Genomic DNA, 14,337 nt, shown 5'->3' with positions numbered 1-14,337 from the left:
AACAAGTATAGCGACAGCCGTTGCGGGGCCCCGATGAGGCCGTTCCGCCCCGGCCGGGTGCCGACCCTGGTGGTGATGTTGCTGCTGCCGGGGCTGATTGCGCTGGGCTGCTGGCAGTTGGGGCGCGCCGCCGAAAAGCGCGAGTTGCTGGCCACCTATGCAGAGCGCCGGGTGGCAGCGCCCCTGGCCAGCGAGCAGCTGGCGCAGGCGAGCGACCCGGCCTATCGCCGGGTGCACCTGTATGGCCGTTTCGACCGCACCCACAGTGTGCTGCTCGACAACCGCCTGCGCGACGGCCAGGCCGGGGTCGAGCTGCTGCAACCCTTTCACGACCAGGCCAGCGGCCTGTGGCTGCTGGTCAATCGCGGCTGGCTGCCCTGGCCCGACCGGCGTGTGGCGGTGCAGTTCAGCACCCCCGAGACACCGCTTGCCCTGCAAGCCTGGGTCTATGTGGCGCCGGGCAGCACCTTCCAGTTGCACGCCGACCCGCAAGGGGGCCGCTGGCCGCACCTGCTCACGGCGGTGGATGCCGCGCAGCTGTGGCCGCAGCTGGGCCGCGAGGGCTTTGCCCATGAACTGCGCCTGGAACCGGGCCCGGCCAGCTACCGGCTGGACTGGCCAGTGGTGGCGATGGGCCCGGAGAAACACCTGGGCTACGCCGTGCAATGGTTTGCCCTGGCCGCGGCGCTGGTTGCGCTGTACCTCTATTTCGGCTGGCACAACGACAAGGAGAACCACCATGGGCGCCGTCATGCATCCATCCGGCACGTCTGAAGTGCCGCGCCGTCGTTGGCGCGGGCGGTTGCAGCTGATTCTGATCCTGCTGGTGGTGGTGGGGCCGATGATGCTCGCCACCGGCATGTACAAGCTGCAGTTCTGGGTGCCGGAAAGCCGCAGCTACCACGGCGAACTGATCGGCAACGGCCAGGGCCGCGCCGAGCTGGGGGTCTCGACCGACGAGGCGCGCTGGCAACTGCTGGTCAGCACCCCTGGTGACTGTGACGCGGACTGCCAGCAACTGGTGTACCTGGCGCGCCAGGTACAGATCGGCCTTGGCCGCGACGCCGCCCGTGCCAGCCACGCGCTGGCCGCCGGGCAACCGCTGAGCGAGGCGTATCAGGCCAGGCTTGCGCGCGAGTACCCGCAACTGCAGCGCTATGCGCTGGAGCTGGCGCAGTACAGCAGGGCCGCCGGGAGCCTGAAGGGCGCGCAGCTGTGGATCGTCGACCCCCACGGCAACCTGGTGTTGCGCTACGACGCACGGGTCAAGGGCAAGGACCTGCTCAACGACCTGCGCCATCTGCTCAAGCTGTCCAACATCGGCTAGGAGGCACGCACCATGGCCAGACCCGGATACCGCCTCGCCGTGTTCGCCACCTTCCTCGCGCTGGTGGTGGTGCTGCTGGGGGCCTATACCCGCCTGACCCACGCCGGCCTGGGCTGCCCCGACTGGCCGGGCTGCTACGGCTTCATCAGCGTGCCCAAGACCGAGGCGCAACTGGCACATGCCGAACGCCACTACCCGGACACGCCGGTCGAGGCCCACAAGGGCCGCAACGAGATGGTGCACCGTTATTTTGCCGGCACCCTGGCGCTGGTGATCGCCATGCTGGCGGTGCAGGCGCTGCGTCGGCATGGGCACAACGGCCAGCCGTACCGCCTGCCGCTGCTGCTGTTGGCGGTGGTGTTCTTCCAGGCCGCGTTCGGCATGTGGACGGTCACCCTCAAGCTGTGGCCGCAGGTGGTCACGGCGCACTTGCTGGGCGGCTTTGCCACCCTGAGCCTGCTGTTTCTGCTGAGCCTGCGCCTGTCGCGCGCGTTCATGCCCCTGCCCGGCCTGCCGCTGCGGCTAAGGCGCCTGGCGGCACTGGCGTTGCTGCTGGTGATCGGGCAAGTCGCCCTGGGCGGCTGGGTGAGCGCCAACTATGCCGCGGTGGCCTGCGTCGACCTGCCGACCTGTCACGGCCAGTGGTGGCCCGAGGCGGATTTTGCCAACGGCTTTCACCTCACCCAGCACATCGGCCCCAACTACCTGGGCGGACAGCTCGACAGCGAGGCGCGTACCGCCATCCATATCACCCACCGCCTGGGGGCGCTGCTGGTCACGCTGGTGTTGCTGACCCTGGCCTGGCAGCTGCACGCTATCGGCCTGCGGCGCCTGGCCAGGCTGGTGCTGCTGGCGCTGGCGGTGCAGGTGGGGCTGGGCATCAGCAATGTGGCGTTCGGGCTGCCGCTGGCGGTGGCGGTGGCGCACAACGCCGGTGGCGCGGCGCTGCTGCTGACGCTGGTGCTGGTCAACTACCGCACGCGCCTGGCCATGCAGCCCAAGGCGCGCAAGGTCAGCCAGGGCTGGCGCCTGACGCCGCTGCGCCCGGTGGGCGTGGTGCATTATCTGGGAGAGAACCCATGGCAACGCTTCTGAACCCCGCGCGCCAGCAGGCGCTGTGGCGCGACTACCTGGAGCTGACCAAGCCCAAGGTGGTGGTGCTGATGCTCATCACCTCGCTGGTGGGGATGTTCCTGGCCACCCGCGCGGGCGTGCCGTGGACGGTACTGGTGTTCGGCAACCTGGGCATCGGCCTGTGTGCGGGCGCAGCGGCGGCGGTCAACCATGTGGTGGACCGGCGCATCGACGCACTGATGGCGCGCACCCACAAGCGGCCGCTGGCCGAGGGGCGCGTCGCACCGCTGGCGGCGCTGGCGTTCGCCTTGCTGCTGGCGGTGCTGGGCATGGTGCTGCTGCTGAGCTTCACCAACGCACTGACCGCCTGGCTGACCCTGGCCTCGCTGCTGGGCTATGCGGTGCTCTACACCGGCTTTCTCAAGCGGGCCACGCCGCAGAACATCGTGATCGGCGGGCTGGCCGGGGCGGCGCCGCCGCTGCTGGGCTGGGTGGCGGTGACCGGGCATGTGGGCGCCGAGCCCCTGTTGCTGGTGCTGATCATCTTCGCCTGGACTCCGCCGCACTTCTGGGCCCTGGCCATCCATCGCAAGGAGGAGTACGCCAAGGCCGATATCCCGATGCTGCCGGTGACCCACGGCGAGCACTACACCAAGCTGCACATTCTGCTGTACACCGCCGCGCTGCTGGCGGTGAGCCTGTTGCCTTACGTGATCCACATGAGCGGGCCGCTGTACCTGGCCTGCGCCGTGGTGCTGGGCGGGCGCTTCCTGCACTGGGCCTGGGTGTTGTACCGTGGCAGTCGGCCGCACGCGGCGATCAGGACCTTCAAGTACTCTATCGCGTACCTGTTCCTGCTGTTCATCGCGCTGCTTGTTGACCATTACCTACTGTTGAACCTATGACTCGAACCCAGAAAACCGTTTTCATCCTCGTTGCCCTGGTCGCACTGATTCTCGGGCTTACCATCAACAAGGTGCTGAGCAATCGCAGCCAGGGCGACCCCACGGCGCTGATCGATGCCGGGATCATCCTGCTGCCGCAGAGCCGCCAGGTGCCGGCGCTGCAGATGACCGACGAGAACGGCCAGCCGGTGGTGCTGGACCAGCTCAAGGGCAAGTGGTCGCTGCTGTTCTTCGGCTACACCTTCTGCCCGGACATCTGCCCGACCACGCTGGCGCAACTGCGGCAGGTCAAGAGCGAGCTGCCCAAGGAGGCGGTGGACCGTTTGCAGGTGGTGCTGGTGAGCGTCGACCCGAACCGGGATACACCGGCGCAGTTGAAGACGTACCTGGGCTACTTCGACAAGGATTTTCGCGGGGTGACGGGGTCGCTGGAGGATACGCAGAAGCTGGCCAATGCGGTGAGCATCCCGTTCATTCCGGCCGATACCAGCAAGCCGAACTACACGGTCGATCACAGTGGCAACCTGGCGCTGCTCGGGCCGGATGGTACCCAGCGCGGGTTCATTCGGGCGCCGTTCAACAACCAGAAGCTGGTGGCGCAGTTGCCGGGGCTGGTCAAGCGCGACTGAAAGCTTCGCGGGTCAAGCCCGCTCCCACAGGTACAACCCTGGTTTCAAGGGCGGTGGAGAACTTGTGGGAGCGGGCTTGACCCGCGATGGGCTGCGTAGCAGCCCTTGGCATTTCTGAATCAGAACGCTGGCTTGACCGCGCCCTTGTACTTCTCTTCGATGAACTTCTTCACTTCAGGCGTGTGCAGTGCTGCTACCAGCTTCTTCACCGCGTCCGAATCCTTGTTGTCCTCGCGGGTCACCAGGATGTTCACATAAGGCGAATCGCTGCCTTCGATGACCAGGGCGTCCTTTTCAGGGTTGAGCTTGGCTTCCAGCGCATAGTTGGTGTTGATCAGCGCCAGGTCGACCTGGGTCAGCACGCGCGGAATGGTGGCAGCTTCCAGCTCACGGAATTTCAGGCCCTTGTCGTTACCGGTGATGTCCTTCACGGTCGACAGGATGTTGGTGTTGTCCTTGAGCTTGATCACGCCAGCCTTGTCCAGCAGCAGCAAGGCACGGCCGCCGTTGGTGGCGTCGTTGGGGATGACCACGGTGGCGCCCGATGGCAGTTCGTCGAGCTTCTTGAGCTTGTTCGAATAGGCGCCCAGCGGCTCCAGGTGCACGCCGGCAACGCTGACCAGGTGAGTGCCCTTGGCCTTGTTGAACTCGTCCAGGTACGGCTGGTGCTGGAAGAAGTTGGCATCCAGGCGCTTCTCGGCCACCTGCACGTTGGGCTGGACGTAGTCGGTGAACACCTTCACCTTCAGGTCCACGCCTTCCTTGGCCAGCGCCGGTTTGACGAACTCGAGGATCTCGGCGTGCGGTACCGGGGTGGCGGCAACAGTCAGGGTCTCGGCCGCGTGGGCAGAGAAGGCCGCGACGGCGGCAACAGCAGCAAGCAGTCTTTTCATCTAATCGCTCCTTGTGAGGGCCGTTCCGGCCCCCGGCGCGTCGGCGTGGCCGACCCTTGGTTACTTACGGGAAAAATGCACAACCAGTTTGTCGCCGACACTCTGCAGAACTTGAACCAGCACCAGCAGCAGTACCACGGTGACTACCATCACGTCGGTCTGAAAGCGCTGGTAGCCGAAGCGGATGGCCAGGTCACCCAGCCCGCCGGCACCCACCACACCCGCCATCGCGGTGTACGACACCAGGGTGATGGCCGTCACGGTGATGGCTGCGAAGATGCCCGGCCGCGCTTCGGGCAGCAGGGCGTTCATGATGATCTGGCGCGTGGTGGCCCCCATCGACTGGGTGGCTTCGATGATGCCGCGGTCGACCTCGCGCAGGGCGGTTTCCACCAGTCGCGCGAAGAACGGCGTGGCACCGACCACCAGTGGCGGGATGGCCCCGGCCACGCCCAGCGAGGTGCCGGTGATGAGCACGGTGAACGGGATCATCACGATCAGCAGGATGATGAACGGTAGCGAACGCAGCACGTTGACCACCAGCGACAGCAGCGCATACACACGCTTTTCTTCGAACAGCTGGCGCGGGCCGCACAGAAACAGCAGCACGCCCAGTGGCAGGCCCAGCAGTACGGTGAACAGCAGCGAGCCGAACAGCATGATCATGGTATCGATCGTGGCCAGCCAGATTTCGGCCCAGTCGATGTTGGCAAAGAAACTCAGGGCGTCCATCAGCGCAGTACCTCCATATGAACATCTGCCGCAATGAAGCGGGCAAATGCCGCCTCGATGTCGCCACCGGTGATGGCCAGGGTCAGCTGACCGTAGGGGGTGTCCTTGATGCGGTCGATACGCCCGGCGAGGATGCTGTAGTCCACCCCGGTTTCACGGGCCACGGTGCCCAGCAGCGGCGCATAGGTGGCGTCGCCCTGGAAGGTCAGGCGCACGATGCGCCCCGGTACATGGGCAAAATCGTCGCGCTGTTCGCTTTCGTCGACCTGCTCGTCTTCCTGCACGAAACGCTTGGTGGTCGGGTGCTTGGGGTGCAGGAACACCTGCGCCACCGGGCCCTGCTCGACGATCTGCCCGGCGTCCATCACTGCCACCTGGTCGCACACGCGGCGGATCACGTCCATCTCGTGGGTGATGAGCACGATGGTCAGCTTCAGCTCGCGGTTGATCTCGGCCAGCAATTGCAGCACCGAGGCGGTGGTTTGCGGGTCCAGGGCGCTGGTGGCTTCGTCGCACAGCAGGATCTTGGGCTTGGTGGCCAGGGCGCGGGCGATGCCGACGCGCTGCTTCTGGCCGCCGGACAGCTGTGCCGGGTACTTCCTGGCATGCTCGCTCAGCCCTACGCGGGCCAGCAGCTCGCCGACGCGCTGGTCGATCTCGGCGCGCGACATGCGCCCGGCCAGGGTCAGCGGCAGCGCCACGTTGTCGGCCACGGTCTTGGAGGCCAGCAGGTTGAAGTGCTGGAAGATCATCCCGACCTGCTGGCGGAAGCGGCGCAGGTCGTTGGCGTTGAACGCCGTGACGTCTTCGCCGTCGACGATGATCTTGCCGCCGCTGGGGGCCTCGAGGCGGTTGATCAGGCGCAGCAGGGTACTTTTGCCGGCACCGGAATGGCCGATCAGACCGAACACCTGGCCGTCTTCGACGCGCAGGCTGGTCGGATGCAGTGCGGGGATGTCCCTACCGGCGACGCGGTAGGTTTTATGGACTTGTTGAAACTCGATCACGTAGCGAACCTTGTGGGGCGCATGAAATAGGGTCAGCTGTTAGCCGGGGGGCGCATTTTAGCCTGTTCGTATATAGGTTCTTAGCATTTATTTCGTGTTTGACCAACGCTTGAGGAATAACGCGATCAGTGGTTGCTCGCTGGTCATTCGAAAGGAACGCCCGGCACTCCTGTCAGTCACTACCTGAAGAGCCCCATCCAGGGGCCCCGCGTACGATGATGAGGAGTTGCAGACCCATGCCCAGCAAGAAGAATGCGCCCCAGGAAAGTCAACTCGCCGGCGCCCAGACGCCCGACAAGGCCAACACCAACGCCAAGCTGCAGAGCCTGGAGCCGTTTCGCAGCGATGCCACCGGCCAGGCGCTGCGCACCAACCAGGGGGTCAAGGTTGCCGACAACCAGAACACCCTCAAGGCCGGTGACCGCGGCCCCTCGCTGCTTGAAGACTTCATCATGCGCGAGAAGATCACGCATTTCGACCATGAGCGCATTCCCGAGCGCATCGTGCATGCCCGCGGCACCGGCGCGCATGGCTACTTCCAGGCTTACGAGTCGCATGCCGCACTGACCAAGGCCGGCTTCTTGCAGGACCCGGACAAGATCACCCCGGTGTTCGTGCGCTTCTCCACCGTGCAGGGGCCGCGTGGCTCGGGTGACACGGTGCGCGACGTGCGCGGCTTTGCCGTCAAGTTCTTTACCGATGAGGGCAACTTCGACCTGGTTGGCAACAACATGCCGGTGTTCTTCATTCAGGACGCGATCAAGTTTCCCGACTTCGTGCATGCGGTCAAACCCGAACCGCACAACGAGATCCCCACCGGCGGTTCGGCACACGACACCTTCTGGGACTTCGTCTCGCTGGTGCCCGAGTCGGCGCACATGGTGATCTGGGCGATGTCCGACCGCGCGATACCGAAAAGCCTGCGCACCATGCAGGGCTTTGGCGTGCACACCTTCCGCCTGATCAACGCCGAAGGCGTGGCCAGTTTCGTCAAGTTCCACTGGAAGCCCAAGCAGGGTGTGCATTCGCTGTTGTGGGACGAGGCGCAGAAGCTGGCGGGCAAGGACACTGACTATCACCGCCGCGACCTGTGGGAAGCGATCGAGACCGGCAACTACCCGGAATGGGAACTGGGCGTGCAGATCGTGCCCGAGGCCGACGAGCATAAGTTCGAGTTCGACCTGCTCGACCCGACCAAGATCATCCCAGAAGAGCTGGTACCGGTGACGCCGCTTGGCAAGATGGTGCTCAACCGCAACCCGGACAACTTCTTTGCCGAAATCGAGCAGGTGGCGTTCTGCCCCGGTCATATCGTGCCGGGCATCGACTTTTCCAACGACCCGCTGCTGCAGGGCCGGCTGTTCTCCTACACCGACACGCAGATCAGCCGCCTGGGTGGCCCGAACTTCCACGAGATCCCGATCAACCGGCCCGTGGCACCCAACCACAACGGCCAGCGCGATGCCCAGCACCGTACCACCGTGCACAAGGGCCGGGCGTCCTACGAGCCCAACTCCATCGATGGCGGCTGGCCGAAGGAAACCCCGCCGGCGGCGCAGGATGGCGGCTTCGAGACCTACCCCGAGCGCATCGAGGCGCACAAGGTGCGCCAGCGCAGCCCCTCGTTCGGCGATCACTTCTCCCAGGCGCGGCTGTTCTTCCAGAGCATGAGCCCGACCGAGCAGGAGCACATCATCAGTGCCTACAGCTTCGAGCTGGGCAAGGTGGAGCGCGAGCATATCCGTGCCCGCGAGGTGAACGAGATTCTCGCCAACATCGACCTCAAGCTGGCGGCGCGGGTAGCGCAGAACCTTGGCCTGCCGGCGCCCAAGGCCGGCACCGTGGACGTCAAGCCACAGTCGCTCAAGGCTTCGCCGGCGCTGAGCCAGATGAACCTGCTGGGCGAAGGCATCAAGGGGCGCAAGGTGGCGATTCTGGTGGCCGATGGCGTGGATGCCACGCTGGTGGACCCGCTGGTGAAGGCGTTGCAGGCCGAGAGCGCCCAGGGCGTGCTGCTGGGGCCGACCTCGGCACCGGTGAAGACCGCTGCCGGCAAGACCCTGGCGGTGGATGCCTCGATGGAAGGCATGCCGTCGGTGGTGTTCGATGCGGTATGGATCGCCGGTGGCAAGGCCAGCCTGCAGGCCCTGAGCGGCGATGGCGTGGCGCTGCACTTCGTGCTGGAGGCCTACAAGCACCTCAAGCCGCTGGGTACCGACAGCGATGCCAAGGCCGTGCTCGACAAGCTGGGCCTCAAGGCGGATGAAGGCATGGTGGTGGGCAGCGATCAGAAGGCCTACAAGGCGTTGATCGCGGCGATTGCCAAGCACCGTGTGTGGTCGCGGGAAGCGGCCGCCAAGGCCATTCCGGCGTAGTCAAAAAGGCCGGCTCCTGCAGGAGCCGGCCTTGCCGGCGAAGAAGGCACCGCCGACATCACTCGGCGCGCCGCGGCGTAAGCACCACCTGCGCCGGCTGGTTGCGATGAATCTCGTGGGCCTGCTGCAAGGCGAAGCTCGCATCGCGCTTGCTAACCCGCTTGGCCAGCAAGGTCTGTAGCCACGGCGCGTCATCACGGCGCGGCACCTGGAACACCACGTCACACTGGTAATTCACCACATCGGTGGCGATGTCATCCAGTTGTCGGCGAAGTTCTTCTATTTTCGTGATTTTCAACGCCACTACGGTGCTCGGCGCCGTGGGGTCGATGACTTTTGCCGGCGGCTTGGCTTCCGCCGCCTTGAGCGCGGCCTCGGCCTTGTCCAGCTCGGCCTTGCGCGCCTGGGTGATGGCGCCATTCACGCCGCCGGTCAGCGCCGGGGCCTTGGGCATCAGCGCACGGGCACGTGCCAGCGCGGTGGCTGCGGCATTCACATCGCCCTTCTGCAGCACGATCTGGCTGCGCTGCAGGTAGGCTTCGGCCAACTGGCGCTGCATGGGTTCGAGGCGTGCATCGTCCGGCGACTGGGCCTGCAAGGTGGCCAGCTGGTCTTCGGCGGTGGCCAGCTCGCTGCTGGCGATGTTCTGCTCCAGCAGCTGCCAGGCATCGGGCTGCGCGGGCGGCGGCGGGTCGACCGGCGCGCTGGAACAGGCGGCCAGCAACACGGAAAACGCGGCAAGGAGCAGATAACGGGAGGCGAACGGCTTCATTCCTGCGACTCTCTATTTGCGCAAAAAGCGAGCAAGTCTACACCCAGCGCGCTGGCGCGAAAATAACTCTTCAGGATGTAGCGGCGATTAAAATGTCGCAGGGCGCGACCCTGTCGGCCGCACCCTGCCCATGGGGCTGCGCGCTCAGCGCCGGGGCAGCGCCAGGCTCACCAAGAATAGCACTGCCGCACACACCACGATGGATGGGCCGGCCGGGGTGTCCTTGAACCACGACAGGGCCAGCCCGCCACACACCGCCACTACGCCGATCAGGCTGGCGCCCAGGGCCATCTGTTCCGGCGAGCGCGCATGCCGCTGTGCGGCTGCGGCGGGGATGATCAGCAGCGAGGTGATCAGCAGCACGCCGACGATCTTCATCGCCACCGCGATCACCACCGCGATCAGCAGCATCAGCGCCAAGCGCAGCGCAGCCACCGGCAGGCCTTCTACCCGGGCCAGTTCCTCGTGCACGGTCACCGCCAGCAGCGGGCGCCACAGCGCCACGATCAGCAACAGGACCAGCGCACTACCGCCCAGGATCCACGCCAGGTCGCCCGGGCTGATCGCCAGCAGGTCGCCGAACAGGTAGGCCATCAGGTCGATGCGCACATCGTGCATGAAGCTCAGCACCACCAGGCCCAGCGACAGCGTGCTCGGCGCGAGAATCCCCAGCAGGGTGTCGGAGGCCAGCGGCTGGCGCTGCTGCAGGGTCACCAGCAACAGCGCCAGCAACAGGCAGCCGACGGTCACCGCCAGCGTCGGGCTGACGTCCAGCACGAAGCCCAGGGCCACGCCCAGCAGCGCCGCGTGGGACAGCGTGTCGCCGAAATACGCCATGCGCCGCCACACCACGAACGAGCCCAGCGGGCCCGCCACCAGCGCCAGGGCCAGGCCTGCAAGCAGGGCATACAACAGAAAATCAGCCATGCTTGCAGTGGTCTCCGTGCACATGCCCGCCAGGGGCCGGGGTGACCACCGACCCGTGCAGGTCGTGGGCGTGGTCGTGATGATGGTGGTAGATCGCCAGGCTTGGCGCGTTGTTGCCGAACAGCTCGACGAAGGCCGGGTCGCCGCTGACCTGCTCCGGGTGGCCCGAGCAGCACACGTGGCGGTTGAGGCACACCACCTGATCGGTGGTGCTCATCACCAGGTGCAGGTCGTGGGAAACCATCAGCACGCCGCAGCCGTAGCGGTCGCGCAGGCGCGTGATCAGGCTGTAGAGCTCGGCCTGACCGGCCACGTCGACGCCCTGTACCGGCTCGTCGAGCACCAGCAGTTCTGGCTTGCGCAGCAGCGCGCGGGCCAGCAGCACCCGCTGCATCTCGCCGCCGGACACGGTCTGGATGGGGCTGTCGATGACGTGTTCGGCGCCCACTTCGTTGAGGGCCGCCAGTGCTGTCTTGCGGTCCACGCCCGGCACCAGGCGCAGAAAGCGCAGTACCGACAGCGGCAAGGTGGCGTCCACCTGGATCTTCTGCGGCATGTAGCCGATGCGCAGTCGCGGCTTGCGCCATACGCTGCCGGTATGCGGCGCCAGCAGGCCGAGTACGGCGCGTACCAGGGTGGTCTTGCCGGCGCCGTTGGGGCCGATCAGGGTCACGATCTGCCCGGGCTCCACGCACAGGTCGATGCTGTCGAGCACGGCCTGGCCGCCGAAGGTGACGCCCACCTGCTCGAGGCGGATCAACGCGTTGCTCATCAGGCGCTCCGGCAGGTGCCGCACAGACCGACCACTTCGACGGTCTGGGTCTCGACACTGAAACCCACATCATTGGCGCTGGCCACGATGGCGTCGCTGATGGAGGCTTGCTCCAGTTCGATTGCCACGTGGCATTGGCGGCAGATCAGGAACTGGCCCTGGTGGGCATGCTCGGGGTGGCTGCAGCCCATGAAGGCATTGAGCGACGCGATGCGGTGCACCAGGCTGTTTTCCAGCAGGAAATCCAGTGCGCGGTACACGGTGGGCGGTGCGGCGCGGCGGCCGTCCTGCTCGCTGAGCACGGCAAGGATGTCGTAGGCGCCCAGCGGCTTGTGGCTTTGCCATACCAGCTCCAGCACGCGGCGGCGCAGGGCGGTCAGGCGCAGGCCCTGACGCGCGCACAGCGCATCGGCCTCGGCCAGCGCGCTGTGCACGCAGTGGGAGTGGTCGTGGGGACGGTTGGCCAGCGGGGTATTGGGCATGGGCAGCGACGGTTCTGTTGAGAGACGTTATTATGTTACCCGTTCCTGCCCCGATGAGTGCCTATCGTGTCCCGATTTTTTGCCCTTTTTGTCGCTTTTGTCACAAGTAGCCTGTTGCTGACCCCGGCGCAGGCCGAGGTTCAGGTGCTGACCAGCATCAAGCCGCTGCAGCTGATCGCCGCAGCGGTGCAGGACGGTGTCGGTACGCCGGATGTGCTGCTGCCACCGGGCGCTTCGCCGCACCATTACGCCTTGCGCCCTTCCGATGTGCGCAAGGTGGGCCAGGTGGACTTGCTGTACTGGATCGGCCCGGACATGGAGGGTTTTCTGCCCCGTGTGCTGGGTAGCCGCAGCAAGCCGACGGTGGCGGTGCAGAACCTGCCGGGCCTGACCTTGCGCCATTTTGGCGAGGACAGCCATTCCCACGCGCAAGACGCCGACGAGCACGACCATGACCACCGCCCAGGCAGCCTGGATGCGCACCTGTGGTTGTCGTCGGTGAACGCGCGGGTGATTGCGGCGAAGATGGCGGCTGACCTGGGCGCGGCCGATCCGCAGAACCAGGCGCGCTACACCGCCAACGCCAAGGCATTCGGCGAGCGCCTGGATGCCTTGGATGCGCGGCTCAAGGCGCGGGTGAGCGCTGTTGCGGGCAAGCCGTACTTTGTCTTCCATGAAGCCTTCGATTACTTCGAGGCGGCCTACGGGCTCAAGCACACCGGCGTGTTCAGCGTGGCGGCGGAGGTGCAGCCGGGCGCGCAGCACGTGGCCGCGATGCGCAAGCGCCTGCAGGAAGTGGGCAAGACCTGTGTATTCAGCGAGCCGCCGCTACGCCCGCGGCTGGCCGAGACGCTGACAGCGGGGTTGCCGGTGACGCTGGCCGAGCTGGATGCGCTAGGCGGCACGATGCCAGCGGATGCCAATGGCTATGAGCGGTTGCTGGAGAACCTGGGCAATGGGTTGGCGGGGTGCCTGGAAAAGCTCTGACCCACCGATCTGTAGGAGCCGGCCTTGCCGGCGAAGGGCTGCGCTGCAGCCCAACGGCTCCGCCGGCAAGGCCGGCTCCAACCTCGAGTGGCTCAGTTACAACGCGAACGGCAGGGCGATGTCCACCTGCTGACGCGCCGCCAGGCGCACCTCGAAATCCGCCGGGTCGTGAATCAGCACGTCCATCCCGGCAAACGACTCGGCCGCAATCAGCCGCGACAGCCAGAACCGCACGCAGGCCACCCGCAACATCACCGGCCACAGGTGTGCCTCGGCTGCGGTGAACGGGCGCAGCGCCGCATATGCACCGAGCAACGCCCGCGCCCGCGGCGGGTCGATCTGCCCGGCATCGTCGCAGCACCAGTCGTTCAGGGTAATCGCCAGGTCATACAGCATCGGCCCGGAGCACGCATTGTAGAAATCGATCAGCCCGGTCAGGTGGGTGCCTTCGAACAAGGCGTTGTCGCGGAACAGGTCGGCGTGCAGGTTGGCCCGCGGCAGCGCCATGATCTGGCCCTGGTGCGCGACGATCTCGTCCAGGCAGCCCTGCAGCAGCGCCTGTTGCGTCGGGTTCAGGCGCGGCATCAGTTCGGCGCCGGTGGCCAGCATCCAGTCCAGGCCACGGTCGGTCTTGCGCTCCAGCACCTTGTGCTGGGTCGCGGTGTGCAGGTGGCCCAGCAGTTCGCCCACCTGTACGCAATGCTGGTTGTTCGCCACCTTGATGTGCTTGCCCGGCAGGCGCGGCTGCAGCAGCGCCGGCTTGCCGGCCAGCTCGCGCAGGGCCACGCCGTCGCGGGTGCGCAGCGCATAGGGCACCGGCAGGTCGGCCTCGTGCAGCACGTCGAGCAGTTCGATGAAGAACGGCAGGTCCTGGATCGGCCCGCGTTCGACCAGTGTCAGCACGAACTCACCCTGTTCGAGGCTGACGAAGAAGTTGCTGTTCTCGGTGCCGGCGGCAATTCCCTGGAAGTCCCGCAGGCGACCCAGTCCATAGGGCGCCAGAAAGGTTTCCAGCTCGGGCCGGGTCAGTGGGGTGAAGACAGACATGGTCAAAAACTGCTCATTCGGGCACTTCCCGCAGGAAGTGCCAGGTGGATGGTAGGGGCCCGCATTACCACTCGAAGATTTTCCAGGAAGGAATCAGCATGTCGGGTTGGTCGGAACGGATGAAGTTGCCTTCCGAGCCGTCTGCGCGCACCAGAAAGTAAGGCTTGCCCCCTTTGGGGGTGACCTTGATGGCATACAGGAAACCGTTCTGGCGGTATTCCTGGATGGTCTTGTCGCCTTCCGTGCGAATGGTTACATCCGGATCGGCCGAAGGCGCTTCATCCGCCGCATTGGCTACCAGTGGAGCGGCAGCCAACACACCGAGCAGCAACAGGCGATTTAGTCTACGCATGATAACCTTGTCCCTTTGTCGTCAATGTTCCGGACATTCTAGCGCCGGGCCCGTTG

The 14,337-nt window shown here is 65.8% G+C and carries 16 protein-coding genes; 7 read left to right on the top strand and 9 right to left on the bottom strand.

Annotation, left to right across the window (positions count from 1 at the left end; translation table 11 throughout):
• Positions 1 to 33 precede the first annotated feature (33 nt).
• From MF6396_RS18860 to MF6396_RS18840, 5 genes are read left to right on the top strand one after another with little or no spacing between them, the layout of a single operon-like run.
• Positions 34 to 774: an SURF1 family protein gene (locus MF6396_RS18860; protein WP_054916032.1), complete on the top strand. Its 741-nt coding sequence runs from the start codon at positions 34 to 36 to the stop codon at positions 772 to 774.
• The gene (locus MF6396_RS18855; protein WP_078481277.1) at positions 740 to 1,327 is read left to right on the top strand and encodes a hypothetical protein; all 588 of its coding nucleotides are present in this window, start codon (positions 740 to 742) and stop codon (positions 1,325 to 1,327) included. Before MF6396_RS18860 ends, MF6396_RS18855 begins: the two co-directional genes overlap by 35 nt.
• Before the next feature lie 12 nt (positions 1,328 to 1,339).
• The gene (locus MF6396_RS18850) at positions 1,340 to 2,422 is read left to right on the top strand and encodes a COX15/CtaA family protein (protein ID WP_078481276.1); all 1,083 of its coding nucleotides are present in this window, start codon (positions 1,340 to 1,342) and stop codon (positions 2,420 to 2,422) included.
• Positions 2,407 to 3,306: a heme o synthase gene (gene cyoE / locus MF6396_RS18845; protein WP_043862285.1), complete on the top strand. Its 900-nt coding sequence runs from the start codon at positions 2,407 to 2,409 to the stop codon at positions 3,304 to 3,306. The genes MF6396_RS18850 and cyoE overlap by 16 nt, the downstream gene beginning before the upstream one ends.
• Complete coding sequence (locus tag MF6396_RS18840; RefSeq protein WP_043862286.1) at positions 3,303 to 3,935, top strand: SCO family protein; 633 nt, start codon at positions 3,303 to 3,305, stop codon at positions 3,933 to 3,935. Before cyoE ends, MF6396_RS18840 begins: the two co-directional genes overlap by 4 nt.
• 119 nt (positions 3,936 to 4,054) lie before the next feature.
• Here MF6396_RS18840 and MF6396_RS18835 read toward each other — a convergent pair whose 3' ends face one another.
• From MF6396_RS18835 to MF6396_RS18825, 3 genes are read right to left on the bottom strand one after another with little or no spacing between them, the layout of a single operon-like run.
• The gene (locus MF6396_RS18835; protein WP_043862287.1) at positions 4,055 to 4,828 is read right to left on the bottom strand and encodes a MetQ/NlpA family ABC transporter substrate-binding protein; all 774 of its coding nucleotides are present in this window, start codon (positions 4,826 to 4,828) and stop codon (positions 4,055 to 4,057) included.
• Positions 4,829 to 4,888: 60 nt separating this feature from the next.
• On the bottom strand, positions 4,889 to 5,560 hold the full coding sequence (locus MF6396_RS18830; RefSeq protein ID WP_043862288.1) for a methionine ABC transporter permease: 672 nt from the start codon (positions 5,558 to 5,560) through the stop codon (positions 4,889 to 4,891).
• On the bottom strand, positions 5,560 to 6,567 hold the full coding sequence (locus MF6396_RS18825; protein ID WP_054916029.1) for a methionine ABC transporter ATP-binding protein: 1,008 nt from the start codon (positions 6,565 to 6,567) through the stop codon (positions 5,560 to 5,562). The genes MF6396_RS18830 and MF6396_RS18825 overlap by 1 nt, the downstream gene beginning before the upstream one ends.
• Before the next feature lie 218 nt (positions 6,568 to 6,785).
• Between MF6396_RS18825 and katE the strand changes: the two genes are divergently transcribed.
• The gene (gene katE / locus MF6396_RS18820; RefSeq protein ID WP_078481310.1) at positions 6,786 to 8,942 is read left to right on the top strand and encodes a catalase HPII; all 2,157 of its coding nucleotides are present in this window, start codon (positions 6,786 to 6,788) and stop codon (positions 8,940 to 8,942) included.
• 58 nt (positions 8,943 to 9,000) lie between these two features.
• On the opposite strand, the gene MF6396_RS18815 is transcribed toward katE, so the two are convergent.
• The 4 genes from MF6396_RS18815 to zur all read right to left on the bottom strand — a co-directional run bounded on the left by MF6396_RS18815 (position 9,001) and on the right by zur (position 11,895).
• A complete protein-coding gene (locus MF6396_RS18815; protein ID WP_043862291.1) occupies positions 9,001 to 9,714 on the bottom strand; it encodes a PA5502 family lipoprotein in 714 nt (237 codons plus the stop codon).
• Positions 9,715 to 9,858: 144 nt separating this feature from the next.
• A complete protein-coding gene (gene znuB / locus MF6396_RS18810) occupies positions 9,859 to 10,641 on the bottom strand; it encodes a zinc ABC transporter permease subunit ZnuB (RefSeq protein ID WP_043862292.1) in 783 nt (260 codons plus the stop codon).
• Entirely contained in the window at positions 10,634 to 11,413 is a 780-nt protein-coding gene (gene znuC, locus MF6396_RS18805) for a zinc ABC transporter ATP-binding protein ZnuC (RefSeq protein ID WP_043862293.1), read from the bottom strand. The genes znuB and znuC overlap by 8 nt, the downstream gene beginning before the upstream one ends.
• On the bottom strand, positions 11,413 to 11,895 hold the full coding sequence (zur, locus tag MF6396_RS18800; RefSeq protein ID WP_043862294.1) for a zinc uptake transcriptional repressor Zur: 483 nt from the start codon (positions 11,893 to 11,895) through the stop codon (positions 11,413 to 11,415). Before zur ends, znuC begins: the two co-directional genes overlap by 1 nt.
• A gap of 66 nt (positions 11,896 to 11,961) precedes the next feature.
• Here zur and MF6396_RS18795 point away from each other — a divergent pair, with 66 nt between their 5' ends.
• The gene (locus MF6396_RS18795) at positions 11,962 to 12,882 is read left to right on the top strand and encodes a zinc ABC transporter substrate-binding protein (RefSeq protein WP_078481275.1); all 921 of its coding nucleotides are present in this window, start codon (positions 11,962 to 11,964) and stop codon (positions 12,880 to 12,882) included.
• Positions 12,883 to 12,978: 96 nt separating this feature from the next.
• Here the strand turns inward: MF6396_RS18795 and MF6396_RS18790 are convergent, their stop codons facing one another.
• Both MF6396_RS18790 and MF6396_RS18785 read right to left on the bottom strand, forming a co-directional pair.
• On the bottom strand, positions 12,979 to 13,929 hold the full coding sequence (locus tag MF6396_RS18790) for a homoserine kinase (RefSeq protein ID WP_043862339.1): 951 nt from the start codon (positions 13,927 to 13,929) through the stop codon (positions 12,979 to 12,981).
• Positions 13,930 to 13,993: 64 nt separating this feature from the next.
• Positions 13,994 to 14,281, bottom strand: coding sequence for a DUF2782 domain-containing protein (locus tag MF6396_RS18785; RefSeq protein ID WP_043862296.1), 288 nt, complete (start codon positions 14,279 to 14,281; stop codon positions 13,994 to 13,996).
• Between the last annotated feature and the right edge of the window lie 56 nt (positions 14,282 to 14,337).

The organism is Pseudomonas sp. MF6396 (genome assembly GCF_002018915.1).
In the GTDB taxonomy this organism is placed as follows: domain Bacteria; phylum Pseudomonadota; class Gammaproteobacteria; order Pseudomonadales; family Pseudomonadaceae; genus Aquipseudomonas; species Aquipseudomonas palmensis.
This window is presented reverse-complemented; position numbering and strand designations above follow the sequence as displayed.

Coding starts and splice junctions, on each gene's coding strand:
- MF6396_RS18855 (WP_078481277.1), top strand. CDS start 740: ATGGGCGCCGTCATGCATCCATCCGGCACGTCTGAAGTGCCGCGCCGT.
- cyoE (WP_043862285.1), top strand. CDS start 2,407: ATGGCAACGCTTCTGAACCCCGCGCGCCAGCAGGCGCTGTGGCGCGAC.
- MF6396_RS18840 (WP_043862286.1), top strand. CDS start 3,303: ATGACTCGAACCCAGAAAACCGTTTTCATCCTCGTTGCCCTGGTCGCA.
- znuB (WP_043862292.1), bottom strand. CDS start 10,641: ATGGCTGATTTTCTGTTGTATGCCCTGCTTGCAGGCCTGGCCCTGGCG.
- MF6396_RS18850 (WP_078481276.1), top strand. CDS start 1,340: ATGGCCAGACCCGGATACCGCCTCGCCGTGTTCGCCACCTTCCTCGCG.
- MF6396_RS18785 (WP_043862296.1), bottom strand. CDS start 14,281: ATGCGTAGACTAAATCGCCTGTTGCTGCTCGGTGTGTTGGCTGCCGCT.
- MF6396_RS18835 (WP_043862287.1), bottom strand. CDS start 4,828: ATGAAAAGACTGCTTGCTGCTGTTGCCGCCGTCGCGGCCTTCTCTGCC.
- katE (WP_078481310.1), top strand. CDS start 6,786: ATGAGGAGTTGCAGACCCATGCCCAGCAAGAAGAATGCGCCCCAGGAA.
- MF6396_RS18860 (WP_054916032.1), top strand. CDS start 34: ATGAGGCCGTTCCGCCCCGGCCGGGTGCCGACCCTGGTGGTGATGTTG.
- zur (WP_043862294.1), bottom strand. CDS start 11,895: ATGCCCAATACCCCGCTGGCCAACCGTCCCCACGACCACTCCCACTGC.
- znuC (WP_043862293.1), bottom strand. CDS start 11,413: ATGAGCAACGCGTTGATCCGCCTCGAGCAGGTGGGCGTCACCTTCGGC.
- MF6396_RS18790 (WP_043862339.1), bottom strand. CDS start 13,929: ATGTCTGTCTTCACCCCACTGACCCGGCCCGAGCTGGAAACCTTTCTG.
- MF6396_RS18815 (WP_043862291.1), bottom strand. CDS start 9,714: ATGAAGCCGTTCGCCTCCCGTTATCTGCTCCTTGCCGCGTTTTCCGTG.
- MF6396_RS18830 (WP_043862288.1), bottom strand. CDS start 5,560: ATGGACGCCCTGAGTTTCTTTGCCAACATCGACTGGGCCGAAATCTGG.